Below are 24,661 nucleotides of genomic sequence, written 5' to 3' on the forward strand. Positions count from 1 at the left end.
CTATGTGCCGCGCCCGTATGCAAGCCCCGTCCAGCCACTGGCAATTACCCGACGACGCGTCGTTTCGCCGCGATTACGCCGGCTACCTGGCGCAGCGCATGGGTCCGATGATCCACGCGCTGATGGTGGTGGCGCTGTGCTCCTGGCTGATGGGCGTGGTCGTGCGCGGCCTGCTTGGTGCGGGGCCTGCACAGTTGTTCTGGCAGCTGGCTCCGGCGGCGCCGCTGCTGCTGGTGATCATCGCCGTCCGGGAATGCCGCGAGCCGCTCACGCTGAGGATGCTCACGCTGTTGTGCGTGGTGTTGCTGGAGATCGGCATCAATCTCACCGGCATCGACTACCACGCCGGCAGCGGACACGGGCCCTTGCCCGGCCTGCTTCTGCCGGTGGCATCGTCGGTGATCTGGTTCGGGCGCTGGGACTTTCTGGTGGCGATGGCTTTGTGCGCGCTCGGCCCGCTGCCCGTGCTGCTGCACACGGACGATGGCGTGCAGGTACTGCAATACGCGGTGTACATGGCGGTTTCGCTGTCGCTGGCAACCGTCCTGCGCGCCTTCATGGCGCGCACCATGCTGGAGCAATTCAAGCTGGAGCGCCTGCTGCGCGAGCGTGCCGAAACCGACGGCCTCACCGGCCTGCTGGTACGCAACCGCTTCTTCGATCTGGGCCGCGAGGCGCTGCAGGAAGCCCGTCGCCGGCAGCAGCCCGTATCCATGCTGTTTCTGGATGCCGATCATTTCAAACGGATCAACGACGAGCATGGCCACGCCGCGGGCGACGCCGCCCTGGTGACGCTGGCCGGACGCCTGCGCGGGCAGGGGCGAAAGGATGACCTGATCGGCCGCATCGGCGGCGAGGAATTCGCCATGCTGCTGCCTGGCGTCGACCGCGAGCAGGCGCTGGCACGTGCCGAGCAACTGCGCCTGGCCGTGCGCGGGAGCCACCATCCGGGCGGCCATCTGAGCGCCAGCATCGGCGTGGCGACCTGCCGTCCGGACTACTTCGACAGTATCGAGGGCCTGCTGGCCCGCGCCGACCACGCGATGCGCCAGGCCAAGCGCGACGGCCGCGACCGGGTGGTCACGGCCGTCGCGGCGGGCTGAACCGACTCAGGATTTCCCGGCAAGCTCGAGCTTGCTGTGCCGCATGCCGTAGACGAAGTAGATCACCAGGCCGATCGCCATCCAGATCAAGAAGCGCTCGTAGGTAATCCATGGCAGGCCGTAGATCAGCACGGCGGAAAACACGATGCCGAGCGGCGCGGTGAACCACACCGCCGGCGTGCGGAAGTTGCGCTGCAGGTCCGGCCGGCGCGCACGCAGCAGCATGATCGAGCCGCAGATGATGATGAACGCGCTGAGCGTGCCGATGTTCACCAGCTCGGCCACCTCGCCGATCGGCAGCAGGCCGGCGACCAGCGCGGTGAACAGGCCAAGAATGATGGTCGGCCGCGCCGGTGTGCCGAAGCGCGGGCTGACCTTGGCGAACCATGCCGGCAGCAGGCCGTCGCGTGCCAGCGCAAACCAGATCCGCGCTGCGCCCAGCATGAAGGCGAACAGCACGCTGGTGACGCCGACCACCGCGGCGATCGCGATGACGATGCTGAGCCAGTGCAGGCCGATCGATTCGAACGCATCGGACACCGACGCATCGCCGCCGAGCGTGCTGTACGGCACGATGCCGGTGAGCACCAGCGACACCGCGATGTACAGCACCATCGCGATCGCCAGCGACAGCAGCACTGCGCGCGGCAGGTCGCGCTGTGGATGCTTGGCCTCTTCCGCCGCCGTGGTCAGCGTGTCGTAGCCGAACACCGCGAAGAACACCACGCTGGCACCGGTCAGCACGCCCTGCCAGCCGAAGTGGCCGAGCCCGGTGGTGGCATCGACCACGCGCGCGGGAATGAACGGATGCCAGTTCGCGGTGTTGATGTAGAACACACCCACCAGCACCACCAGCAGCACGCCGATCACCTTGATCGTCACCACGGCCGTGTTGAAGCGTGCACCCCATTCAGTGCGCACGGTCAGCAGCACCGCCACCGCCACCGAGACGCCAGCGGCAATCACGTTGAAACGGTGGCCGTCGCTCGGCGCGGCGATCGCGGTTGCGCCGTGCGTGCCGAACACCTGCTGCAGGTAGTACTGCATGGTCTGCGCGCTCATGCTCTGCTGCGCCCACTCCGGCAGATGCACGCCGGCGGAGGTCAACAGCACCTGCACATAGCCGGACCAGCCGATCGCCACCACCGCGACCACCAGCGCGTATTCCAGCAGCAGATCCCAGCCGATGATCCAGGCGACGAACTCGCCGAGTACCGCATAGCCGTAGGTGTACGCGCTGCCGGTGACCGGGATCAGCCCGGCGAACTCGGCATAGCACAGCGCCGCACAAGCGCTGCCCAGTCCCGCGATGATGAAGCTGAGCGCGACCGCCGGCCCCGCATTGGTGGCCGCCTGCTGGCCGGCCAGCACGAAGATGCCGACGCCGATGATGCCACCGATGCCGATCGCGGTGAGCTGCCACAAACCCAGCACGCGGCGGAAATCCCCCCGTGAACCCACCTCCGCCTGCAACTGCTCGACCGACTTGTGCCGCACCAGGTTGCTGAAGAAACCCATATGGAGCTCCCCTTGGAATCGGCGCCCAGCATAGCAAGTCGGACGCGTTTGGCTATACGCGACCTTCTGAATTATCGCGTTATGGACGTCCAGACGTCCATATGGAAAATCTGGCGGGAATGCCCGCGCGGCCGGAACCAGGGCCATTCAAGCCGGCGACGACAAATCGGGCAGCCACGCGGCCGTCGCTTGCCGCCCGTGCTGCAGCGCACCTGTACACGGCACCGGCCGGCGGGTGAACATACGGCCACGTATCTGGCAGTCGCCCACGGCGGATGCCACCGTCATCCGACCAGGGGAACCCGCCTCATGCGCATCCGTCACCACCGACTCGCCGTCGGCATCGCCTGCGCGCTCGCCGCCTGCGCGCCCGGCGCCGTACCTCTTGCATCGGCGCAGGATGCCGCCCCGGCCCCGGCCAGTTCCAGCGTCCACGCCACCGAACTGGGCAAGATCACGGTCACCGCGCAAAGCCGCAGCCAGGAAGTGCAGGATGTGCCGATCGCGATGGACATCGTCACCTCCAGGCAGTTGGGCGTGATCGCCGCCACCGACCTCAGCCAGACCAACCTGTTCGTGCCGGGGCTGGTGGTCGACGGCAGCGACCCGACCCAGCCGACCTATCGCCTGCGCGGCATCGAAACCAACGACTTCGGCATCGGCACCGATTCGGCGGTCGGCGTCTACGTCAACGGCGTCTACCAGACCCGTTCCGGCGGCGCGCTGATGGCGCTCAACGACGTGGCCCGGATCGAGGTGCTGAAAGGGCCCCAGGGCACGCTGTTCGGCCGCAATACGGCCGCCGGCGCGATCTCCATCGTCACCAACGAACCGACCGACAAGTTCGAGGGCAACGCGCGCGTCCGCTATGGCGAATACGGCCGACGCTACGGCGATGCCCTGCTCAACGTGCCGGTGAACCAGGACCTGGCGGTGCGCCTGAGCGTGCTCGACAACCAGAGCGACGGCTATCTCAAGGATGCCGTGACCGGCCGCCACTACGGCAAGGACGACGAGTGGGGCGCGCGCGCCGTGGCACGCTGGCAGGTCACTCCCGCCACCACGGTGCACCTGTCGTGGGATCACGACCGCCTCAAGCAACCCTCGCGCATGGACGTCGGCCTGATCCCGCTGTCGTCCACCGACCTGTACCAGCGCGCACCGTTCCCGGCCGATCCAGCCACCTACTACAACCCGATCCACGCGCCGTTCTTCAACGACAGCGACGGCGGCCGCGAGCGCCGCCAGTACAACGGCTGGACGCTCACCCTCGACCATAGCTTCGATTGGGGCGGCTTCACCTCGACCACCAACTACGCGGCCTACAACATCTCGCACGTCGAGGACGGCGACGGCACCAACCACATCACCACCCACCTCGATACCGGCGTGATCAGCGACGGGCGCACGCTGTACCAGGAATTCAAGTTCAACGGCAGCAACGAGCGCGTCGACTGGGTCAGCGGCGCCAGCTTCTACATGGAGCACGCCAGCCAGACCAGCCTCGCCACGGTCAACACCGATACCTACGACACGCTGGCGATCAACAGCGGACTCGGCGCCAACTTCACCCCGGACGGCACCCTGTTCCACTATTTCGATTCGCTGCTGCAGGCCTTCAACCTGCCCTACCGCCTGCTCGGTGATTCGTGGACCGAGACGATCAACAACAACGGCCGCTTCAATTCGTATGCCGTGTACGGCGACGCGATCTGGCACGTCACCGACAAGTTCAACATCACCACCGGCCTGCGCTACACGCACGATCGCAAATACTTCGACTGGTACACGCCGGTGCGCTACGCGCCGCAACTGGACGCCACCATCGCCCAGCTGCAGGCCGCCGGCATCCTCGCCCTGGCGCCTGCACTCACCGGCGGCAAGCTCAGCGAGCAGGCCTTGCTCGCCATCCTCACCCAGAACCAGATCTTCCCCAACGCGGTGGGCCAGCTGGTCAGCAAGGACAACCGCTGGAGCGACATGAGCCCGCGCCTGGTCGCCGACTACCACTTCACCCCGAACCTGATGGGTTACGCCTCGCTCGCCAAGGGCTACAAGGCCGGCGGCTACAACGGCACCGAGCCGGGCTCGCAGTTCGCACCGGAAAAAGTGTGGAATGCCGAGGTCGGCGTGAAGAGCACCTTCCCCGAGCAGCACCTGCTGCTGGACGCGTCGGTCTATCACTACCGCTACACCAACAAGCAGACCCTGGTGGTGGTGCCCTCGACCAGCGGACTGGGCGTACCGACCTACCAGGTCAGCAACACCAGCCAGGATGCCACCGGCCTGGACCTGCAGGTGCAATGGCAGCCGCTCGACGACCTGCAGTTCGGCTTCAATGGCAGCTACATCGACTCCAAGTATTCGACCGCCAGTATTCCGGCCGGGCTCGACAGTGCCGGCAATGCGCTCTACCTCGACGTGTCCGGCGAGCCGGTGGACGAGCCGAAGTTCTCCTACAGCGTGAGCGGCGCGTACACCTGGCACGGCGTCGCCCGGGGCGACCTGGTGTTCCATGCCAGTTACGGCTATCGCGGTCGCATGCGCTGCAACGATGCCTCGGTGTACCAGGGCAAGTGCGCGCTGCCGACCAATTTCGATCTCGGCGCGGCGCAACAGCGCACCGATTTGCGCATCGACTGGAACGCAGGCGACGGACACTGGGGCTTGGGCGCCTACGTCAACAACCTGTTCGACCAACGCTACGTCAGCGGACTGGGCACCATCTCGCAATCCGTGCTGGGCACGCCGTACGCGTATGTCACGGCGCCCCGGATGTGGGGCGTGGAAGCGCGCTACAAGTTCTGAAGAACGGCATGCCTCGCAGCGGACGCGGCAAGCTCAGCCGGTGACCGCGTCGTGGTGCAGTGCTTCGCGCGGGCGCAGGCCTGCCATCCACGGCAGCGCCAGCGTGCTCGCGCCGAACAGCACGGCGATCGCCACTGCGGCGTAGCCGTCCAGATGGGCGACGCCGAACCAGCGCCCCAGCAGCAGAGGAAGCGCGGCGGTCAGCAGGGTGCGCGCACCTTCCAGCCAGAACGCTGTGCGCCGGCTTTCCATCAGTGCACCGAGCACGCACAGGCTGACCACCATGTACAGCGCATAGCCGAGCAGGGTGCCAAGGCTGGCGTGCGCGGTCAGCCCCAGGAAATGCGTGGCCATGCCCAGCAGCAGGGCAAACTGCAGCAGGCAGTAGCCCGCCAGCGCCGGCGGCATCGGCGGGTTGAAGATCGCCCGGCTGATGTCGTAGGCCGGCTTGGGGAAACGCGTGGCCACGTCGGCCGGGCGCCAGCCCGGCGGCCGGAACCACAGCTGCAGCTTGTCGCGCCAGCGCTTTGCGTGCCAGGCGTCCACCGCCGCCGCCCAGTACACCTCGGCGTTCGCCCACAGCGGGTTCCAGCTGCGCAGCGGCGAGCGGGTGCCGTAGACCGGGCGGTCGACGTCATCCTCTTCGACGAAGGTACCGAACAAACGATCCCACAGGATCAGGATGCCACCGTAGTTGTGGTCGATATAGCGGTCGTTGGTGGCGTGGTGCGCGCGGTGGTTGGACGGCGAGCAGAACACGCGGTCGAACCAGCCCAGCTTGCCGATCTGCTCGGTGTGCACCCAGAACTGGTACAGCAGGTCGATCAGCGCGATCACCACGAACACTTCCAGCGGATAACCGAGCACCGCCATCGGCAGGTAGAACACCCAGCCGAGCAGGCCGCCGGTGCTGGTCTGGCGCAGCGCGGTGGAGAGGTTGTATTCCTCGCTCTGGTGGTGCACCACGTGCGCCGCCCACAGGATGTTCACCTCGTGCCCCAATCGGTGCAGCCAGTAGTACAGGAAGTCGTACAGCAGCAGACCGCTGACCCACACCCACAGGCTGGTCGCCGGCAGCGTGAACAGCGCGACGTGCTGCACGCACCACGCGTAGATGCCCAGCGTGAGCAGCTTCATGAACACGCCGGCGATCTGCGACATCACGCCCAGGCCGATGCTGTTGATGCTGTCGTTGCTGCGATAGGCACGCCGGCCGCGCAGCCGCGCCACGATGAACTCGATCGCGATCAGCGCGAAGAAGAACGGCGTCGCCCAGGTGATGATCAGTTCCGAGGTATTCACGTCCGGCCACCTGTCTGCATCGCACCCGCCTCGATGGAAGCCTCGTCCCGCCCTACCGAGCGGGCGATGAACCACAAGGCGGCATAGTAACTGCCGAGCACCCACAGCGCGGCCAGCGGAATGGCCGCGTGGAAACGGTTCCAGGCCAGCAGGCTGTCGCTGAGCATGAACAGCAGGCCACCGATCGCCGCACGCCGCGCCGGCCGCGCCAGCGCGTCGCCGGCGTGCCGCCAGGCGCGGCCCAGCGCCTGCGCGCCCATGCAGGACAGCACCAGGCCGTACACCGCCACGGCCGGGTGCAGCGCCGCGGGAATGGACGGCCAAAGCAGCGCCAGGTTTGCCCCACCGAGCAGCAGGCAGGCCAACCACGCCAACGGACGCACTGCCAGTCGACTGTCGCCCAGGAACGCGCCGATGAAACAGAAGTGCCCGCCCAGGAAAGCCACCAGCCCCGCCACGAACAGGTCTGCCGGCAACATCAGCAGCACGTCGCCGGCCAGCGAAAAAACCATGCCCGCGACGATCCATGCGCGGTAGCGCCGCGACACCGGCGCCCAGGCGGACGCTGCCGCGGCGAGGATCAGCAGCGTGGCCAGCGGCTTGGCGATCCAGTGCAGCCACTGCCATGCCGCCTCCCCTCCGCCAGCGCCCAGCGCACCACCGAGGATGGCGGCGGCGGCCGCGCAGGACACGGCCAGCGCGATCCCGCGCGTGCGCGATGAGGGAGCGACAGAAGCAGGCATGGCGACCATGGGTTGGCGGGCGGCGACGATGGCTCGATCATAGCGATCTTTCGCACGCTCCGTACGCCTGCGTGTGTTCACGGCCCGGCGACCGGCCGGCACGACTCAGCGCGCGTCGACCGCCTTGCGCCCGCTCGCCGGATCGTCGGTGAAGAACGCATCGATGCCGGCATCGAGATAGGCCTCGATCTGTGCAATCAGGCCAGCCTGGTTGAACGCGCATGGATCGTCGCCCCGCCAGAAGTCTTTCGCCAGGAACTGGTTCTCCGGCCGGAACGTGTAGGGATGCACTTCCAGTCCCGCCGCGTGCGCGTCATGCACCAGGCGGGTCGGCCGGCCCAGGCTGCCGTCGGCGCGCCACGGCATGATCGCCTCGATGTCCGGGCCGATCGCGTCGGCGTAGCGGGCGATGTCGCGCAGTCCGTCCGGCGTCACCATCCGCGCGTAGTCGAGCCCGCCACCCGCGGCGACCACGTCGTACGGCTGCGCGGCGGGCGCGTCCAGCAACTGCAGCAGGCGGATGTTCGGGTGACCGGGACCCAGCTTTCCGCGCAGATACTTCAGGTTCGCGATCTCGAACGACTGGATCTCCACCGGCGCCGTGCGCGTGTACGCGTGCGCGGCCAGTATCGCCAGCAGCCGGTCCTCCATCGCCAGGCCGATACGCTGGAAATGACTGCCGTGCTTGATCTCCGGAATGATGCCGAGCGGACGCCCCGCCAGGGTCGACTCGGTGGCGACGAAATCGATGATTTCCTCCAGCGTCACGATCTGGAATTCGCCGTCGTACGTGGTGCCGCGCAACTGCGGCAGGCGCTCGCGGGCGCGCAGGGTCCTCAGCTCGGCGAGCGTGAAATCCTCGCTGAACCAGCCGGTCACGGCGTGACCGTCGATCGTCTTCGTGGTCCTGCGCCCGGCAAACCCGGGATGGCTTGCCACGTCGGTGGTACCGCCAATCTCGTTCTCGTGGCGCGCCACCAACACGCCATCCTTCGTCATCACCAGATCCGGCTCGATGAAGTCCGCACCGTCGACGATGGCCCTGGCGTAGGACGCCAGCGTGTGTTCCGGCCGCCATGCCGGCGCGCCGCGGTGACCGATCACCAGCACCCTGGCGGCGAGCGGCATTTCACGATGGTGACGGGCGACCGGCACGGACGATATCCCGGCGACGGAAAGGATTGCCCAGCATAGGCGCTATCCGCATGCCGCGCTGTGCGGAGCAGGTCAGTCCGGGCGATACAGCTGCTTGTAGAGCCGGCTCACCTGCTGCTGCAGGTCACCCGGGCGTTGCGCCGCGTCGAAGGCCTCGTTGAGTTGCTTCTCGGTCTGGTGCAAGGCGCGCAGAAAATGCTTGTCGGCCGCCGACAGATCGAGTGCAGCCATCTGCTGCTCCAGATCCCGCGCTTCGTCGGCGGCGCTGAAACGCTGGTCGTTCGATCGGTTGCTGGAAAGCATGGACTTGTCCGGGACGCGTTGGCTCATGCGACACGATCAAGCAAGACACCTGCCAGCGCCGACGCACTCCGGCCGGCTTTGGGCCGAGAACGGCCGGAACGCCGCCAGCACGGGCCATACCGGCCGATCAGGGCCTCTCCGCCGCGCGCACGGCCGGCATCGCACCGCGACACCACCAGGTCCGTTGCTGACGTGCAGGGTCAATCGCGCGGAACAGGGCGAAACGAAGTCGCACGCTCACTGATATTCGTGCAGCCGCCCGAAGATCCAGCCGTAATAGGAGTCGAGCAGGCCCGGTACGGCGCAATCGTCGTACAGCCCGTCGCAGCGTTCACGCAGCTGGCTCAGGGCCGCGAAGTACGGGTCCTGCGGCAGGCCGGCGGCCTGCAGCACCATGCTGGGCAGAAACGCGATGTCGAGCATCGGGTAGTGCGGCAGTGGTGGCCCGTCGAAGTTGCTCTTGATCATGTAATAGGTGAGGTAGTCGCGATACAGCTGCAGCGCGGGCGGCAGGCTGCGCGGCAGGTCGCGGATCATGCCGTCGAAGGACGGCTGGTGGTCGCCGAAGTGCATCAGCACGGTCGGCTGCGCGCGATCGAGGAAGTCGCGCTCCAGCCCGCGTATGGCCAGGTCCGAATCGTGCAGGCGCGACAGGTAGGTATCGAAGTTCAGCGCCACGTCCGGTTTCAGCCCGTGCAGCAGGTTGCGGAACGGCGCGGGGAGACTGGACATCGGATCGTCGTCGTGCGGACCGTGCTGGTTCAGGGTCAGGATCATCACGAACACCGGCTGGCCCGGCTTCTTCACCCTGTCGTAAACGCGCTTCGCCGCGTCGAACATCTGCTTGTCGGTCTCCTCCCACTCGTCCAGGCCCAGTTCGCTGACGTCGTACATGTGGTCGAAGCCATAGGCCCGATAGGCGTTGCGTCCGTTGATGAAACTGCCGACGGTCGGGTAGATCGCGATGGTGAGGTAGCCGAGCCGGCGCAGCATCTGCGGCAGCGCATCGCGCACGCGCGGCGCCAGCACGTACGGCGCATACATGCCGCCAGGCCCGAAGATGTCCTGCGGCATGCCGGTCAGCACGGCGAACTCGCTGACCCAGGTGCCGCCGCCGAAGGTATGCGTGCGCAGCACGCCGGTGCCGCGCGTGCGTGCGTCGGAAGCGAACATGCCCAACCGGCAGGCGGGCACGCTGCAGTTGGCATAGATAGACGGATCGAAGGTGCTCTCCTCCAGCACCTGCACGATGTCCGGATAAGGTGCCGGGCGGCTGCCCGGTCCGCTCTGCGCGGTCGCGCCCCAGGCCTGTTCGGCCACCGCATCGCTGCTCATCGGCGGCAGCCGCACCGCGGCGTCGCGGAAGCTGACGAAGAAATTGGTCAGGTGCGCGTCGTCGGACAGCTTCTCCCAGGTATTGCGCGCATGCACCACGGCAAACGGGCCGTTCGGCAGCATGCACCACCAGAACGCCAGCACGCCGAACGCCAACCCGGCACTGCGCACGATCAGCGCCACGCGCGGGCGCATCCCGGCCAGCAGGCGCCAGTCCCAGCGCCAGGTCAGGTACAGCAGCGGCGGCAACGCCAGCAGCAGGCCGATGCCCAGCAGATACAGATGCGGATAGTGACGCAATGTATCGAGCAGGCTGCTGCGCACGTAATAGATGAAGTCCGATGGCATCAGCTGCTCTTCGAGATAGCGCAGCTTCATGACCGCGATGAACTTCAGCGCGAGGAACAGGCCGCCACCGACCAGCAACGCGGTGGCGAGGCGCGCGAACAGGAACAGCAGGGCGCCGACCGTGCACAACATCAGGGCCGCGATGAAACCGCGCTGCAGCGGCAACGGTTCCTGCCATGCGGTGAGCGCCAGGCAGACGGTGAAGATCGCCAGTGCTGTCGCGCATGTTGCAGGGCCGCGCGCGCGGCGCCATGGAATTGGACGCATGAGCTGGAAAGTCCCCCTGCAGGACCGGATGTCACCGATGCGTCATCTTACGATCATGTGGCGGTCGCCGGCAGTTTTCCCGCCGAACCGTTACACCGGCGTTGGGAATCCGGGTTGGGCGGCAACCCCCGGCCTCGATCTGCTAATTTTGATCGCTCGATTGTGCAGGCCCACGGAACGCCCATGCTCCCGACTTCAAGAATCCTCCCGCTACTGGCCATCGGCGCCCTCCTGCTCGCCGGTTGCTCCGGGCTGCCCTGGAAATCCGGCAAGGTGCCGGACGGCGCACGCGCGAAAGTGGCGATCCTGGAAACCACGGACATTCATTCCAACGTGCTCAGCTACGACTACTACAAGCTGAAGCCCGACCCCACGGTGGGTTTCGAACGCACCGCCACGCTGATCCAGCGCGCCCGCAAGGAGTTTCCCGACAACTTCCTGTTCGATGCCGGCGACACCATCCAGGGCAGCGTGCTGGCCGACTACCAGGCGCTGGTGAAACCGGTCGCCTGCGACCAGGAGCTGGCGGTCTACCGGGCGATGGATGCGGTCGGCTACGACGGCGGCACGCTCGGCAACCACGAGTTCAACTACGGCCTGGGCTTTCTGTCGCAGGTCACCGGCACGCCGATGAACGTGGACGGCGGCCACGACAACCGCTGCGCCGGCCCGCACTATCCACTGGTGCTGGCGAACGTGTTCAGCGCGCGCGACGGCAAGCCGATCTTCAAGCCGTGGACGATCGTCAGCAAGAACATCCAGGCCTATACGCCGGATGGCAGCGCGATCAGGGTGCCGCTGCGCGTCGGCATCATCGGCTTCGCGCCGCCCCCGATCATGCAGTGGGACCAGCACAACCTGGCCGGCAAGGTCACCGTCAGCGGCGTGGTGGAGGCCGCGCAGAAATACCTGCCCGAACTGCAGGCGCAGCATCCCGACCTGATCGTGGCGATCCTGCACGGCGGCCTCGACACCCATCCCTATACCAACGCCATGGAGAACGGGGGCTGGTATCTCGCCGGGGTACCGGGCATCGACGTGCTTCTGCTCGGTCACTCGCACACGCAGTTTCCCGGCCCGCGCTACGCCGGCATGAAGGACGTCGACGCACGACTTGGTTTCGTCCGCAACGTGCCGGCGGTGATGGGCGGCTTCTTCGGCAAGGACCTTGGCGTGATCGCGCTGGTGCTCAACCGCAAGGACGGCCGCTGGGTCGTCGACCTCGACAACACCCACAGCGAAGTGCGCCCGATCTGTCCGGAGAAAAACCAGTGCGTGCCGGCCGACCCGGCGATCGCGCCGCTGGTCGAATCCGTGCACCAGGCGGCGATCGCCCATGTCAACACGCCGATCGGCAGCAGCAGCGTGCCCATGAGCAGCTACTTCGCCGACGAAGGCAACATGAGCGCGCTGGCACCGGTCAATGCCGCGCAGATCGACTACGTGCGCCGCGAACTGCCCCGCACCCATCCCGAGCTCGCCGGCGTACCGGTGCTTTCCGCGGCAGCCGCCTTCCGCAGCGGCTTCGGCGGCCCCGACGACTACACCGACGTCGCCGCCGGCCCGCTCACCCTGCGCAGCGCCGCCGACCTGTATTTCTATCCCAACACGCTGGCCGCGGTGAAGACCGACGGCGCCGGCCTCAGGGCGTGGCTGGAAAAATCGGCCGAACGCTTCAACCGCATCGACCCCGACCAAGCCGGCGAGCAGGCGCTGATCAACAGTCATTTCACCGGCTACAACTTCGACCAGATCCAGGGCGGCATCCACTACATCATCGATGTATCGAAGCCGGTCGGCCAGCGCATCACCTCGCTCACCTACAAGGGCAGGCCGGTCACGCCGACCGAGCCGTTCATCATCGCCACCAACAACTACCGCGCCAGCGGCGGCGGCAACTTCCCCGGCCTCGACGGCGCCAACATCGTGCTGGCCGCACCCGATGGCACGCGCGAGATCCTGGCGAAGTGGATCGAGCACAAGCGGCAGATCGGCGCGAGCGACCTGGAGCCCACGTCATGGACGTTTGCGCCCTTGAAGACGCGGGGCACGGTGGTGTTCACGGGGCGGGCGGACAAGCTCGACGTGGCCAGGGCGGCCGGGCTGACAAACATCCAATGGGTGAAGGACAACGGCGACGGGACGGCGGTTTACCGGATTGACCTGTCGCATTGAGGCTGGCCGGGGGCCAGTGCCTTGCCCAAGCCGCCAGGTGCACAATACGCGGCAAGCGCACCAAGGCGCGACGCTGCAAGAAGAGAACGAAATCCCATGGCCACCATCCTCGACATCCGCCGCACCGAGCTTGCCCACACCATCGAGCGGCTGCGCGAACAACGCGCGCAGATCGACGAGAAGCTGCGCAAGCTGGAACAGGAGCTCGAGTCGCTCAAGGACTTCGTGCCGGCGACCGACGGGGAGTGAGGCACGCCCTTGCGCAAAGACGCGCCCCTGTCTCACTGTTCCCCCTACCGTCCACCAGCAGTCAAGTCGCCGTGCCCAAGCCCTCCCTGACACGCCGTTCGTGTCGACAACTCCTCGCCTTCACCCTCCTGCTCCTGCTGGCGCCGCTCGCCTGCGCGCAGCCGCCGCGCACGGTGCTGCTGCAGGACCTCACCTGGACCGAACTGCGCGACCGCATCCAGTCCGGCAGCACCACCATCATCATTCCGATCGGCGGCACCGAGCAGAGCGGCCCCTATGTCGCGCTGGGCAAGCACAATGCGCGGGCGGCGTGGCTGTCGCAGAAGATCGCGGAAGGGCTGGGCAATGCGCTGGTGGCCCCGGTCATTGCCTATGTGCCCGAAGGCAGCTACGCGCCGCCGAGCGGCCACATGCGCTTTCCGGGCACGATCACGGTGCCGGATGCCGCGTTCGAGCAGGTGCTGGAAGCGGCGGCGAACAGTTTCGCGGTGCACGGCTTCCGCCATATCGTGCTGCTGGGCGACCACGGCGGCTACCAGAAGGATCTGCAGCGCGTGGTCGCGCATCTGAACAAGCGCTGGGCCGGCTCGGCCACGCGCGTGTTCGCGCCGCCGGAATACTACGCGGCCAGCTCCTCCGGTTACGACAAGATCCTGCGCCGGCAGGGTTTCCGCGATGACGAGATCGGCACCCACGCGGGCCTCGCCGATACGTCCCTTCAGCTGGCAGTCGCGCCGCAGATGGTGCGAGTGGATAGACTGCATGGCGCCGGCAAACCCGATGCCGCCGACGGCGTCTATGGCGGCGACCCGCGCCGCGCGACCGCGGCGCTAGGCCAGCTGGGGGTCGACCTGATCGTCAGGCAGACCATCCAGGCAATCCGGAAGGACATCCGGGAACACTGACACGCCGCCGCACTCGCGCCGACTTCCACCCGACCTTGCTGACCAGGACATTCGCCATCAACACGCATCTACCCCGCTTCTGGCATGGCGCCGCCTGCGCCGCCGCGCTCGCTTTCAGTGCCTTGCTCGGCACCGCAGCGCATGCCGCCACCGCCGTGACCACCGTGCCCGGCATGCCGCCGGTGCTGAACCCGGCCAACCTGTACAGCGAGTCCGGCGCCGACGCCTTCAGCCCGGCGGTGAAGGGCGCGCTGCAGCGGGTGTACGTGCCGAATATCCGTTCGGACGACGTCTACGTGATCGATCCCGCCACGTTCAAGGTGCTGTACAAGTTCAAGGTCGGGCGCAGCCCGCAGCACATCGTGCCCTCATGGGATCTCAAGACGCTGTGGGTGACCAACAACGCCGAAGGCCGCAACGACGGCAGCCTCACCCCGATCGATCCGATGACCGGCAAACCGGGCGAGGCGGTCGCCGTGGACGATCCCTACAACATGTACTTCACCCCGGATGGCAAGGAAGCGATCGTGGTGGCGGAGGCGTTCGCGCGGCTGGATTTCCGTGATGCGCACACGATGGCGCTGAAGAGCCGACTCGAGGTGCCGGGTTGCAAGGGCATCAACCACGCCGACTTCTCGATCGACGGGCGCTACGCGATCTTCACCTGCGAGTTCGGCGGCAGGCTGGCCAAGATCGACATGGTGAACCGCAAGGTGCTCGGCTACCTGCAACTGGACAAGCGCACCGGCATGCCGCAGGACGTGCGCGTCTCGCCCGACGGCAAGGTGTTCTACGTGGCCGACATGATGGCCGACGGCGTGTTCCTGATCGACGGCGACAGCTTCACGAAGATCGGCTTCATCCACACCGGCCCCGGCACCCACGGCCTGTATCCGAGCCGCGACGGCACCCGGCTGTACGTCACCAATCGCGGATCGCACCGGATTCACGGCGCGCGCCGGGGCAAGGGCAGCGTCTCGGTGATCGACTACGCCACGCGCAAGGTGGTGGCGAACTGGCCGATTCCCGGCGGCGGCAGCCCCGACATGGGCAACGTCAACGCCGATGGCAGTGTGCTGTGGCTGTCGGGACGCTTCGACGACGTGGTCTATGCGATCGACACCCACACCGGCAAGGTCAGGACGATCAAGGTCGGCATGGAGCCGCACGGCCTGACCGTGTGGCCGCAGCCGGGGCGCTATTCACTGGGGCATACCGGGATCATGCGCTGAGCGGCAGCGCGCCCTCGGCTTTTCCGGGCGCGCCCCGCACGCGCATCGATCCACGCGGGATGACATGAGCATCGATCCGCTCAGCGAGGCGAAGATCGTCGACGCATGGAGCAGGAACGCCACGCCATGGACGATCGCCGTGCGCGAGCGGCAGATCGAGAGCCGCCGGCTGGTCACCGATCGGGCGATTCTCGATGCCACGCTCACCGCTTCGCCAGATTCGGTGCTCGACATCGGTTGCGGCGAAGGCTGGCTGGCCCGTGCACTGTCTGCGCATCGAATCCATGTGACCGGGATCGACGCCATTCCCGCGTTGATCGACCAGGCACGGCAAGCCGGCGATGGCGATTTCCGCGCGATGTCGTACGAGGACATCGCCGCGGGCAGGCTCGATGTCATGGTCGATGCGGTCGTCTGCAATTTTTCGCTGCTTGGCAACGAATCCGTGGACGGCCTGCTCGGCGCCGTCCGTTCGCTGCTCAAGCCGGGCGGCCGCCTGCTGATCCAGACCCTGCACCCGCTCGTCGCCTGCGGCAACCATCCCTGTCAGGACGGCTGGCGCGAGGGTTCGTGGACGGGTTTCGGCGCCGGCTTCAGCGATCCGGCACCGTGGTATTTCCGCACCCTGGAAAGCTGGCTACGACTGCTCGCCGACAGCGGGCTGCGACTGCGGGAGCTGCGCGAGCCGCTGCATCCGCAGACCCGAAAACCGGCGTCGGTGATCTTCATCGCGCAGCCGGCGGATGGGTCACTGCCGTCGCGCATATAGCCAGAAGTTGCAAATGAACCTGTTGACCGCATTGCAGCATCCGCTCTAAGGTCGATGCCATGTCGCCGCTTTCCACGCCAGCACGCATGCATCCTGCCCCGGTTTCCCCCGGGCACGTGCGGTTGCCGGTCGGCGTCAATGCCTGCTCCATCGCCACCACGATTACGACCACCACCACGACTCGGTCGGGGTGGGTGTCCGTGCGCGAATAGGTTCTTCACTACGCAACGGCCCCGCCCTCGATGAGGCGGGCCGGTGCACTCCCCAGCACAAGCCGATCCGCCAGCGAGCACGGGCCTCAACCGGAGGTCATCGTGAACGTCTGTGCATCCGAATTCGTCGAACACCTGCAGCGGCTCCCGCTGCCCTTGCCGGCAGCGGCGACCACCCGGCGTCGAAAGGTCCTGGCGGTCGGCGTGATCGGCCCCGGCCGGGTCGGCGGCGCCCTGCTGGCACAGTTGCGTGCCGCACAGCCGCGGCTGGTGCGCGACGGCGGACTGGAACTCCGGCTGTGCGGCGTGGTGGCCAGCAAGCGCATGTGGCTGGACTGCGACGATACCGAACTCAACGGTCGCCACGACGGCGCGCAGATCTGGCGGCCGAACGACCTGGATGCGTTTGCCGAACACGTCCGCGGCAACGACGGCCGCCACGCGCTGCTGATCGACTGCAGCGCGAATGACGAGGTGGTCGCGCATTATCCGCGCTGGCTGGCTGACGGCATCCATGTGGTGACGCCGAACAAGCTGGCCGGCAGCGGCCCGCTGGCGCGCTGGCAGGCGATCCGCGCGGCGTGCGCCGGTGGCGCGCGTTTCCGCTACGAGGCGACGGTCTGCGCCGGCCTGCCGGTGGTGCAGACCCTGCGCGACCTGCTCGATACCGGCGACGAATTGCTCGCGGTCGAAGGCATGTTCTCCGGCACACTGGCCTGGCTGTGCAACCGCCACGACGGCCAGCATCCGTTCTCGGCACTGGTGCGCGAGGCGCATGCGCTGGGCTATACCGAACCCGACCCGCGCGACGACCTGTCCGGTCTCGACGTGGCGCGCAAGCTGGTGATCCTGGCGCGCGAGGTGGGCTGGCCGCTGTCGCTGGAGGATGTCGACCTGCAAAGCCTGGTACCCGCCGCGCTCGCCAGCCTGCCGCGCGAATCGTTCATGGAGCGCCTGCACGAACTGGATGCGCCGATGGCGGCCCGGCTTGCCGAAGCCCACGCCGCCGGCGGCGTGCTGCGCCATGTCGCCGATCTGGATCGCCACGGCCGCGCCAGCGTGCGGCTGACGGTGCTGCCGGCCAGCCACGCCTTCGCCCATTCGCGGCTGACCGACAACGTGGTGCAGTTCCGTACCCGCCGCTACTGCGATAATCCACTCCTGGTGCAGGGCCCGGGTGCCGGGCCGGAAGTCACCGCGGCCGGCGTGTTCGCCGACCTGCTGCGCATCGCCGAATCGCTGGCGGTGCAGGCATGAACATCTTGTTGCCGGAACCGCACATGTCGCCAGATCGCTCCATCACCCCGCGCGTCGCACGCGCCTTCGCCCCGGCAAGCGTCGGCAACGTCGGCGTCGGCTTCGACCTGCTCGGCCACAGCCTGGCCGGCGCCGGCGATCGCGCCGAAGTGCGCCGCATCGACGAACCGGTGGTGCGCATCGCAGCCATCCGCGGCTGTGTCGACGGCTTGCCGCTCGACCCGCTGCACAACACCGCCGGCACCGCGCTGCTATCGCTGCAGCGTGCGCTCGACCTGCCCTGGGGTTTCGAACTGGTTCTGCACAAGGGCATCGCGCTGGGTTCGGGCATGGGCGGTTCGGCCGCCTCCTGCGTGGCCGCGCTGGTCGCCGCCAACGCCTTGCTGGAACAACCGCTGCCGCGCGAAGCCCTGTATCCATTCGCCCTCGACGGCGAGGCGGTGGCCAGCGGCAGCCGCCACGGCGACAACCTCGGCTCGATGCTGCTCGGCGGCCTGGTACTGGCCACGCATGATCGCCTGCTGCGCATTCCGGTTCCCGCGGCATGGCATTGCGCCCTGGTCCATCCGCATCTGGTGCTGGAAACGCGCAAGGCGCGCGCCGCGCTGGCCGGTCACTACGAGCTCGGCGAATTCGTGGCGCAGAGTTCCAACCTCGCGTTGGTGCTGGCCGGCTGCTACCGCGGCGATGCCGCCCTGGTGCGCGCAGGCCTCAAGGACGTGCTGGTCGAACCACGCCGTGCGCCGCTGATTCCGCACTTCGCGCAGGTGAAGCAGGCCGCGCTCGACCATCGCGCCCTCGGCGCCAGCATCTCCGGCGCCGGCCCCAGCGTGTTCGGCTGGTATGAAAGCCGCGCCGACGCCGAGGCCGCCGGCAGCGCGATGCGCGAAGCGTTCGCGATCGCCGGGCTGGACAGCGATATCCGGGTATCCCCGATCGACGGGCCAGCTGCCAGCCTGGTTGAATCCGACGAGGTCCAGCCATGACCCCCACCCTTCGTAGGAGCCCGCTCGCGGGCGATGCTCTGGTTCTTGATCGGTGGCGGGGATCAAAGCAGAAGCATCGCCCGCCAGCGGGCTCCTACGTCAGCACGCGCGGTGGCAGTCCGGCGGTGCCGATCAGCCAGGCGATCGCCGCCGGGCTGGCCCCGGACGGTGGCCTGTACGTGCCCGAGGCATTGCCGTCGATCGATCCGGCTGCTTTCGATCCACACGGCTCGCTGGCCGATACCGCCGCCACCTTGCTGATGCCGTTCTTCGCCGGCGATCCACTGGCCGCTGAACTGTCGGCGATCTGCGCCGAGGCCTTCACCTTCGACGCACCACTGCGTCCGCTGTCGGCGCATCCCGATACGCTGTTGCTGGAGCTGTTCCACGGCCCCACCTCGGCCTTCAAGGATTTCGGTGCACGCTTCCTCGCCGCCTGCCTGCGCCGCCTGCCGCGCAACGACGCCCGCCCGCTGACGATCCTGGTCGCCACCTCCGGCGACACCGGCGCGGCAGTGGGGGCCGCATTCCATCGTCAGCCGAACACCCGCGTGGTGATCCTGTACCCGGACGGCCTGGTCTCGCCACGCCAGGCCCACCAGCTCGGTTGCTTCGGCGACAACGTGCGGGCGCTGCGCGTGGCCGGGCGCTTCGACGATTGCCAGCGCATGGTGAAAGCCGCGCTCAACGACGTGGCGCTGCAGGCGCAGGTGCCGCTGTCCTCGGCCAACAGCATCAGCCTCGGCCGACTGCTGCCGCAGATGAGCTACTACGCCCACGCCGCACTCGCATGGCGGCGCGAACACGACACGCCACTGAATTTCATCATCCCCACCGGCAACCTCGGCAATGCGATGGCCTGCCTGTGGGTACGCGCGATGGGCCTGCCGATCGGCGAGCTGCGCCTGGCCTGCAACGCCAACGCCACCTTGCCCGACTACTTTGCCGGTGGCGAATACACGCCTCGCGAAGCTCTCCCGACCCTGGCCAACGCGATGGACGTGGGCGCACCGAGCAACTTCGAGCGGCTGTGCTGGACGTTTCCGGATGGGGCGCAGCTGCGCCGGACACTGTCCGCCAGCAGCGTCGACGACGCCACCATCCGGCACACCATCGCCCACCATGCGCGCGAGCACGGCGAAGTATTCTGTCCGCACACGGCGACCGCGATGCACGTGCACGACCGCCTCCGCGAACAGGGCGAGCGCGGACCATGGGCGGTAGTGGCCACCGCGCATCCGGCCAAGTTCGAGAGCATCGTGGAACCGCTCATCAACGCTCCGATCGCCGTCCCGAAGCCACTGGCCACGATGCTCGCACGCCCATCCCGCGCCGAGTTGATCACGGCGACCGACACTGCCCTGCACGAGGTACTGAGCGGCGCCGGCACGGCCTGACTGACGGGGCGCGCGCCGGGCATGGTTCCCGCGGCGCAGGTCCGGTTCGCAAGTCGGCTGCGTCCATCGCGAATTGTTGCGATGGTTTCATTTGTATCCATTTGGACACCTAGCCGTCCAAACACTGTTCTGGCGACTTAGAAGCTTTCGTCATAAAGATTTTTGTTGACAGAGACCCTCGGCATCGCTTACGGTCGATCCATGTCGCAGCGCAACAGCCATTGCCGCACCGCCGAAATGAACCGTCTCGCGACGGTCGACGGCCTGCTTCAGCTCGGCGGCACGCTCCTTCTTGCCCTCGTACTCGTACTCCTTATTACCAACGGAGGTGCGGGCTGAGGGCATGTGTCCAGGTAGCTAGAAAAACCTGAAAACACCCAAAGAACCCCGCACCCGGTAACGGATGCGGGGTTTTTTTATGCCTTCGGCGACGCCCACACAGCGGAGCCATGATGAAAAACCCCGACCAGCAGAACACCCCCGCCAGCGACGACGATGTAGTCGCCGAACGCGTGCGGATCTTCGACACCACCTTGCGCGACGGCGAGCAGGCGCCCGGTTTCTCGATGGACCGGCGCGCGAAACTGCGTATGGCGCAGCAGCTCGAGGCGCTGGGCGTGGACATCCTCGAGGCGGGCTTTCCGCAGGCTTCGCCGGACGATTTTGCTGCAGTTGCGGAAATCGCCGGGGCGCTGAACAACACCACGGTATGCGCGCTGGCGCGCTGCCAGGACGGCGACATCGACAGTGCGGCCCGTGCGCTGAAGACCGCGCGCCATTCGCGCATCCACCTGTTCCTGTCGACCAGCCCGCTGCATCGCGAGCACAAGCTGGGCATGAGCAAGGCGCAGGTGCTGGAGACCGCAGTGCGCGCGATCGAACGCGCCCGCGGCCACTGCCACGAGGTGGAGTTTTCGGCCGAGGACGCACTGCGCACCGAACCGGAATTCCTGGCTGAAGTGTTCAGCGCGGCGGTCGCCGCCGGCGCCAGCACGCTCAACGCACCGGACACGGTGGGCTACACCACGCCGGGCGAGATCGTCGAACTGTTCCGCTACCTGCGCCAGCACGTGCGCGGCGCGGACAAGGTGGTCTTCTCCAGCCACTGCCACGACGACCTCGGCATGGCGGTGGCGAACAGCCTGGCCGCGGTGAGCGCCGGTGCGCGCCAGGTGGAGTGCACCATCAACGGCATCGGCGAGCGCGCCGGCAACGCGGCGCTGGAGGAAGTGGTGATGGCGCTGAAGGTGCGCGCGCCGCACTTCGGCGTCGATACCCGCATCGACACCCGCCAGCTGTATCCAAGCTCGCGCCTGCTGACCGAGCTGACCGGCCAGGCAGTGCCGCGCAACAAGGCGATCGTCGGCGCCAACGCATTCGCGCACGAGTCGGGCATCCACCAGCACGGCATGCTGAAGCATCGCGGCACCTACGAAATCATGCAGCCGCAGGATGTCGGCATCGCCGAAACCAGCCTGGTGATGGGCAAGCATTCCGGCCGCGCCGCACTGCGCCAGCGGCTGCAGGCGCTGGGTTACACCCCGGACGATGCGGCGCTGGACGACATCTTCACCCGCTTCAAGACGCTGGCCGACCACGGCCGCGAGCTGCACGACGAGGATCTGGAAGCGCTGGCGCTGGGCCACGATCCGCACGCCAGCGGCCCGTGGCACCTGCTGCAACTGCATGCCAATTCGCACCTCGGTGGCAGCGCCTCGGCGTCGGTGAAGCTGCGCCATGACGATGGCCGCCAGGTGGGCGAAGCGGCGATCGGCGATGGCCCGGTGGATGCGGTATTGCGCGCGATCGAACGCGCCACCGGCACGCCGCTGGACCTGACCCGCTTCCAGATCGATGCGCTGGGCGAAGGCGCCGGCGCCCAGGGCCATGCGCAACTGAGCGCCCGCCATGCCGCGCGCACCTGGCGCGGTCATGGCAGCAGCACCGACATCGTCGAAGCAGCCGCGCTGGCTGCGCTGGTCATCGTCAATCGCATTGCCCGAACCACACCAGCCACGGCCGCCACGCACGCCAAGGGAGCCACCGCATGAGCACGCCATTCCTGTGGCACAACGGCCAGATCAAGCCGTGGGCCGAGGCCACCACCCACGTCAGCGCGCACGCGCTGCACTACGGCTCGTCGGTGTTCGAGGGCGAACGCGTCTACGCCACGCCGCGCGGCCCGGCCTACTTCCGCCTGGCCGAGCACACCCGCCGGCTGTTCGAATCGGCGCGCGTGTACGAGATCGAGATCGGCTACAGCGAGGACGCGATCAACGCCGCCTGCCTCGACGTGATCCGCGCGAACCGGATGCCGTCGGCCTACGTGCGGCCGATCGTGTTCCGCGGTGCCGGCGGACTGGGCGTGCTGGCGAAGGACGGCGCGCCGGTCGAAGTGGCGATCATCGCGTTGAACTGGGGTGCGTACCTGGGCGAGGCGGCGGAACGTGGCGCCGATGTCTGCGTGTCGTCGTGGAACCGTCCCGCGCCGAACACGCTGCCGAGCTGGGCCAAGGCCGGCGGCAACTACCTGTCCAGCCAGCTGATCGGACTGGAAGCACGTCGCAACGGCTACGACGAGGGCATCGCGCTGGGTCACAACGGATTGCTCAGCGAAGGTGCCGGCGAGAATCTGTTCCTGGTGAAGCGCGGCAAGCTGCTCACGCCGCCATCCAGCGCCGGCATCCTGGCCGGGATCACTCGCGACGCGGTACTCACGCTGGCTGCTGATCTCGGCATCGCGGTGGAAGAGCGCGACCTGCCGCGCGAGGCGCTGTACTCGGCCGACGAAGTGTTCATGACCGGCACCGCCGCCGAGATCACGCCGGTGCGCTCGGTCGATCGCAAGGCGATCGGCAAGGGTGTGCCAGGCCCGATCACGCAGCAGTTGCGGCAGGCGTTCTTCGGTTTGTTCGATGGACGCACCGAGGATCGCTACGGCTGGTTAAGTTTGGTTAATGCGGTCGTCCCTGACCGCGAAGATCAAGAACCGGCCATCCATGGCCGGACTCCTCATCAACAGCCGGTTACCACGGAGGTCGCGGCATGACCTCACGAACCCTGTTCGAAAAAGTATGGGACGCCCACGTCGTCGCCGCCGAAACCGCCGACACACCGGCGGTGATCTACGTCGACCTGCACCTGGTGCACGAAGTCACCTCGCCGCAGGCGTTCAGCGAACTGCGCGAGCGCGGCCTGAAACTGCGCCGGCCCGATCGCATGCTGGCCACGCTGGATCATTCCACCCCGACCCTGCCGACCAATGCCGACGGCAGCCGGCCGTATGCGAACGCCGAGGCGCAGGCGCAGGTGACCCAGCTGGAAACCAACTGCCGCGAGTTCGGCGTCGAGCTGCACGGTTGGGACAGCGCCGACCGCGGCATCGTGCACGTGATCGGACCGGAGCTGGGCGCCACCCAGCCGGGCATGACGATCGTCTGCGGCGACAGCCACACCTCCACCCACGGCGCGTTCGGCGCACTTGCGTTCGGCATCGGCACCACCGAGGTCGGCCACGTGATGGCCACGCAGTGCCTGCTGCAGCGCAAGCCGAAGACCATGGCGATCCACGTCGACGGCCAGTTGCCGCCGGGTGTTGGCGCGAAGGACCTGATCCTGCACATCATCGGCACGATCGGCGTCGATGGCGGCACCGGCTACGTGCTGGAATATCGCGGCGCGGCGATCGAGGCGCTGACGATGGACGAGCGCATGACCGTCTGCAACATGTCGATCGAGGCGGGCGCGCGCGCCGGGTTGATTGCGCCGGACGAGACCACGTTCGAATGGCTGAAAGGTCGACCGCGCGTGCCGCAGGGCTCGGCATGGGACGCGGCGGTGGCGACGTGGCGCGCGCTGCGCAGCGACGCCGGCGCACATTACGACCGCGAGGTACGCATCGATGCCAGCACGGTGAAACCCACCGTCACCTACGGCACCCATCCGGGCATGGCGATCGCGATGGATGCGCCGGTACCGGCGGCCACGAATGCGCAGGAACGCCGCGCGCTCGACTACATGCAGAGCAAGCCCGGCCAGCCGATGCAGGGCACGCCGGTCGACGTGGTATTCGTCGGCAGCTGCACCAACTCGCGCCTGTCCGACCTGCGCGAAGCGGCGCGCGTGCTGCACGGTCGGCACATCGCCAGCGGCGTGCGCATGCTGGTAGTGCCGGGCTCCGAAGCGGTACGCCGCGACGCCGAGCGCGAAGGCCTGCATCACGTATTCACTGCCGCCGGCGCCGAGTGGCGCGTGCCGGGCTGCTCGATGTGCATCGCGATGAACGGCGATCTGGCCCAGCCGGGCCAGCTGGTGGTGTCCACCTCGAACCGCAACTTCGAAGGCCGCCAGGGCAAGGGCGCACGCACCGTGCTGGCCAGCCCAGCGACTGCCGCTGCGTCGGCGATCGCCGGGCGCATCGCGGATCCACGCGAGTACCTGGTGGAAGCGGCATGAAAAGCGGGAGTGAGAGGAGAGGAGTGAGAAGTGAGAGAGAGCAAGTCCCGTACGTCGGCAGTTCCTCTTCGCATGTCCTTGCCCTCCGCTCTTCTCTCACTTCTCACTCCTCTCCGCTCACTCCTCACTCGCCCCCTCTCAT

Annotated in this window: 20 protein-coding genes; 14 read left to right on the forward strand and 6 right to left on the reverse strand. The window is 67.5% G+C overall.

Annotation, left to right across the window (positions count from 1 at the left end; genetic code table 11):
- Window positions 1-17: 17 nt before the first annotated feature.
- Window positions 18-1,103 carry a GGDEF domain-containing protein gene (locus tag B0E47_RS04190; protein ID WP_077512753.1) on the forward strand — a complete coding sequence of 362 codons (1,086 nt, stop codon included), beginning with the start codon at window positions 18-20 and terminating at the stop codon, window positions 1,101-1,103.
- A 6-nt stretch (window positions 1,104-1,109) separates the two neighbouring features.
- On the opposite strand, the gene B0E47_RS04195 is transcribed toward B0E47_RS04190, so the two are convergent.
- Window positions 1,110-2,621, reverse strand: coding sequence for an amino acid permease (locus tag B0E47_RS04195; protein WP_077512754.1), 1,512 nt, complete (start codon window positions 2,619-2,621; stop codon window positions 1,110-1,112).
- Window positions 2,622-2,930: 309 nt separating this feature from the next.
- On the opposite strand from B0E47_RS04195, the gene B0E47_RS04200 reads away from it, so the two are divergent.
- Complete coding sequence (locus B0E47_RS04200; RefSeq protein WP_077512755.1) at window positions 2,931-5,429, forward strand: TonB-dependent receptor; 2,499 nt, start codon at window positions 2,931-2,933, stop codon at window positions 5,427-5,429.
- Window positions 5,430-5,462: 33 nt separating this feature from the next.
- On the opposite strand, the gene B0E47_RS04205 is transcribed toward B0E47_RS04200, so the two are convergent.
- The 5 genes from B0E47_RS04205 to B0E47_RS04225 form a co-directional block, all read right to left on the reverse strand.
- Window positions 5,463-6,731, reverse strand: coding sequence for a sterol desaturase family protein (locus B0E47_RS04205; protein WP_077512756.1), 1,269 nt, complete (start codon window positions 6,729-6,731; stop codon window positions 5,463-5,465).
- Window positions 6,728-7,474, reverse strand: coding sequence for a lysoplasmalogenase (locus tag B0E47_RS04210; RefSeq protein WP_254422798.1), 747 nt, complete (start codon window positions 7,472-7,474; stop codon window positions 6,728-6,730). The genes B0E47_RS04205 and B0E47_RS04210 overlap by 4 nt, the downstream gene beginning before the upstream one ends.
- Window positions 7,475-7,579: 105 nt before the next feature.
- On the reverse strand, window positions 7,580-8,602 hold the full coding sequence (locus B0E47_RS04215) for a glycerophosphodiester phosphodiesterase (protein WP_077512758.1): 1,023 nt from the start codon (window positions 8,600-8,602) through the stop codon (window positions 7,580-7,582).
- A 99-nt stretch (window positions 8,603-8,701) separates the two neighbouring features.
- Window positions 8,702-8,959, reverse strand: coding sequence for a hypothetical protein (locus B0E47_RS04220; protein ID WP_254422799.1), 258 nt, complete (start codon window positions 8,957-8,959; stop codon window positions 8,702-8,704).
- Window positions 8,960-9,169: 210 nt separating this feature from the next.
- Window positions 9,170-10,882 (reverse strand): LTA synthase family protein, encoded by a 1,713-nt coding sequence (locus B0E47_RS04225; protein ID WP_077512760.1) that lies wholly within the window; start codon window positions 10,880-10,882, stop codon window positions 9,170-9,172.
- Window positions 10,883-11,065: 183 nt separating this feature from the next.
- Here B0E47_RS04225 and B0E47_RS04230 point away from each other — a divergent pair, with 183 nt between their 5' ends.
- The 12 genes from B0E47_RS04230 (at window position 11,066) to leuC (ending at window position 24,519) form a co-directional block, all read left to right on the forward strand.
- Complete coding sequence (locus tag B0E47_RS04230; RefSeq protein ID WP_077512761.1) at window positions 11,066-13,057, forward strand: bifunctional 2',3'-cyclic-nucleotide 2'-phosphodiesterase/3'-nucleotidase; 1,992 nt, start codon at window positions 11,066-11,068, stop codon at window positions 13,055-13,057.
- Window positions 13,058-13,153: 96 nt separating this feature from the next.
- Window positions 13,154-13,306 (forward strand): hypothetical protein, encoded by a 153-nt coding sequence (locus B0E47_RS16970; RefSeq protein ID WP_168170999.1) that lies wholly within the window; start codon window positions 13,154-13,156, stop codon window positions 13,304-13,306.
- A gap of 71 nt (window positions 13,307-13,377) precedes the next feature.
- Window positions 13,378-14,211 (forward strand): creatininase family protein, encoded by an 834-nt coding sequence (locus B0E47_RS04235; protein WP_254422800.1) that lies wholly within the window; start codon window positions 13,378-13,380, stop codon window positions 14,209-14,211.
- A 35-nt stretch (window positions 14,212-14,246) separates the two neighbouring features.
- The gene (locus B0E47_RS04240) at window positions 14,247-15,443 is read left to right on the forward strand and encodes a YncE family protein (protein WP_254422801.1); all 1,197 of its coding nucleotides are present in this window, start codon (window positions 14,247-14,249) and stop codon (window positions 15,441-15,443) included.
- Window positions 15,444-15,507: 64 nt separating this feature from the next.
- Window positions 15,508-16,212, forward strand: a complete 705-nt coding sequence (locus B0E47_RS04245; protein ID WP_217318894.1) for a class I SAM-dependent methyltransferase — start codon at window positions 15,508-15,510, stop codon at window positions 16,210-16,212.
- A 347-nt stretch (window positions 16,213-16,559) separates the two neighbouring features.
- The gene (locus B0E47_RS04250; RefSeq protein ID WP_254422814.1) at window positions 16,560-17,681 is read left to right on the forward strand and encodes a homoserine dehydrogenase; all 1,122 of its coding nucleotides are present in this window, start codon (window positions 16,560-16,562) and stop codon (window positions 17,679-17,681) included.
- Complete coding sequence (locus B0E47_RS04255; RefSeq protein ID WP_077512763.1) at window positions 17,678-18,667, forward strand: homoserine kinase; 990 nt, start codon at window positions 17,678-17,680, stop codon at window positions 18,665-18,667. Before B0E47_RS04250 ends, B0E47_RS04255 begins: the two co-directional genes overlap by 4 nt.
- The gene (thrC, locus tag B0E47_RS04260) at window positions 18,664-20,064 is read left to right on the forward strand and encodes a threonine synthase (RefSeq protein ID WP_077512764.1); all 1,401 of its coding nucleotides are present in this window, start codon (window positions 18,664-18,666) and stop codon (window positions 20,062-20,064) included. Before B0E47_RS04255 ends, thrC begins: the two co-directional genes overlap by 4 nt.
- A 201-nt stretch (window positions 20,065-20,265) precedes the next feature.
- Window positions 20,266-20,403, forward strand: a complete 138-nt coding sequence (locus B0E47_RS16975; RefSeq protein ID WP_168171000.1) for a hypothetical protein — start codon at window positions 20,266-20,268, stop codon at window positions 20,401-20,403.
- A 110-nt stretch (window positions 20,404-20,513) separates the two neighbouring features.
- The gene (locus tag B0E47_RS04265; protein ID WP_077512765.1) at window positions 20,514-22,115 is read left to right on the forward strand and encodes a 2-isopropylmalate synthase; all 1,602 of its coding nucleotides are present in this window, start codon (window positions 20,514-20,516) and stop codon (window positions 22,113-22,115) included.
- The gene (locus tag B0E47_RS04270) at window positions 22,112-23,113 is read left to right on the forward strand and encodes a branched-chain amino acid transaminase (protein WP_077512766.1); all 1,002 of its coding nucleotides are present in this window, start codon (window positions 22,112-22,114) and stop codon (window positions 23,111-23,113) included. Before B0E47_RS04265 ends, B0E47_RS04270 begins: the two co-directional genes overlap by 4 nt.
- Entirely contained in the window at window positions 23,110-24,519 is a 1,410-nt protein-coding gene (gene leuC / locus B0E47_RS04275) for a 3-isopropylmalate dehydratase large subunit (RefSeq protein WP_077512767.1), read from the forward strand. The genes B0E47_RS04270 and leuC overlap by 4 nt, the downstream gene beginning before the upstream one ends.
- Window positions 24,520-24,661: the final 142 nt, after the last annotated feature.

It is taken from the genome of Rhodanobacter sp. B05 (assembly GCF_002001085.1).
Taxonomy (GTDB): domain Bacteria; phylum Pseudomonadota; class Gammaproteobacteria; order Xanthomonadales; family Rhodanobacteraceae; genus Rhodanobacter.

What these genes read in the sequence shown, in the direction of transcription:
- B0E47_RS04245 (WP_217318894.1), top strand. Translation starts at nt 15,508, where the DNA reads ATGAGCATCGATCCGCTCAGCGAGGCGAAGATCGTCGACGCATGGAGC.
- leuC (WP_077512767.1), top strand. Translation starts at nt 23,110, where the DNA reads ATGACCTCACGAACCCTGTTCGAAAAAGTATGGGACGCCCACGTCGTC.
- B0E47_RS04210 (WP_254422798.1), bottom strand. Translation starts at nt 7,474, where the DNA reads ATGCCTGCTTCTGTCGCTCCCTCATCGCGCACGCGCGGGATCGCGCTG.
- B0E47_RS04270 (WP_077512766.1), top strand. Translation starts at nt 22,112, where the DNA reads ATGAGCACGCCATTCCTGTGGCACAACGGCCAGATCAAGCCGTGGGCC.
- B0E47_RS04225 (WP_077512760.1), bottom strand. Translation starts at nt 10,882, where the DNA reads ATGCGTCCAATTCCATGGCGCCGCGCGCGCGGCCCTGCAACATGCGCG.
- B0E47_RS04230 (WP_077512761.1), top strand. Translation starts at nt 11,066, where the DNA reads ATGCTCCCGACTTCAAGAATCCTCCCGCTACTGGCCATCGGCGCCCTC.
- B0E47_RS04255 (WP_077512763.1), top strand. Translation starts at nt 17,678, where the DNA reads ATGAACATCTTGTTGCCGGAACCGCACATGTCGCCAGATCGCTCCATC.
- B0E47_RS04265 (WP_077512765.1), top strand. Translation starts at nt 20,514, where the DNA reads ATGATGAAAAACCCCGACCAGCAGAACACCCCCGCCAGCGACGACGAT.
- B0E47_RS04220 (WP_254422799.1), bottom strand. Translation starts at nt 8,959, where the DNA reads ATGAGCCAACGCGTCCCGGACAAGTCCATGCTTTCCAGCAACCGATCG.
- B0E47_RS16975 (WP_168171000.1), top strand. Translation starts at nt 20,266, where the DNA reads ATGTCGCAGCGCAACAGCCATTGCCGCACCGCCGAAATGAACCGTCTC.
- B0E47_RS04200 (WP_077512755.1), top strand. Translation starts at nt 2,931, where the DNA reads ATGCGCATCCGTCACCACCGACTCGCCGTCGGCATCGCCTGCGCGCTC.
- B0E47_RS04195 (WP_077512754.1), bottom strand. Translation starts at nt 2,621, where the DNA reads ATGGGTTTCTTCAGCAACCTGGTGCGGCACAAGTCGGTCGAGCAGTTG.
- thrC (WP_077512764.1), top strand. Translation starts at nt 18,664, where the DNA reads ATGACCCCCACCCTTCGTAGGAGCCCGCTCGCGGGCGATGCTCTGGTT.
- B0E47_RS04190 (WP_077512753.1), top strand. Translation starts at nt 18, where the DNA reads ATGCAAGCCCCGTCCAGCCACTGGCAATTACCCGACGACGCGTCGTTT.
- B0E47_RS16970 (WP_168170999.1), top strand. Translation starts at nt 13,154, where the DNA reads ATGGCCACCATCCTCGACATCCGCCGCACCGAGCTTGCCCACACCATC.
- B0E47_RS04215 (WP_077512758.1), bottom strand. Translation starts at nt 8,602, where the DNA reads ATGCCGCTCGCCGCCAGGGTGCTGGTGATCGGTCACCGCGGCGCGCCG.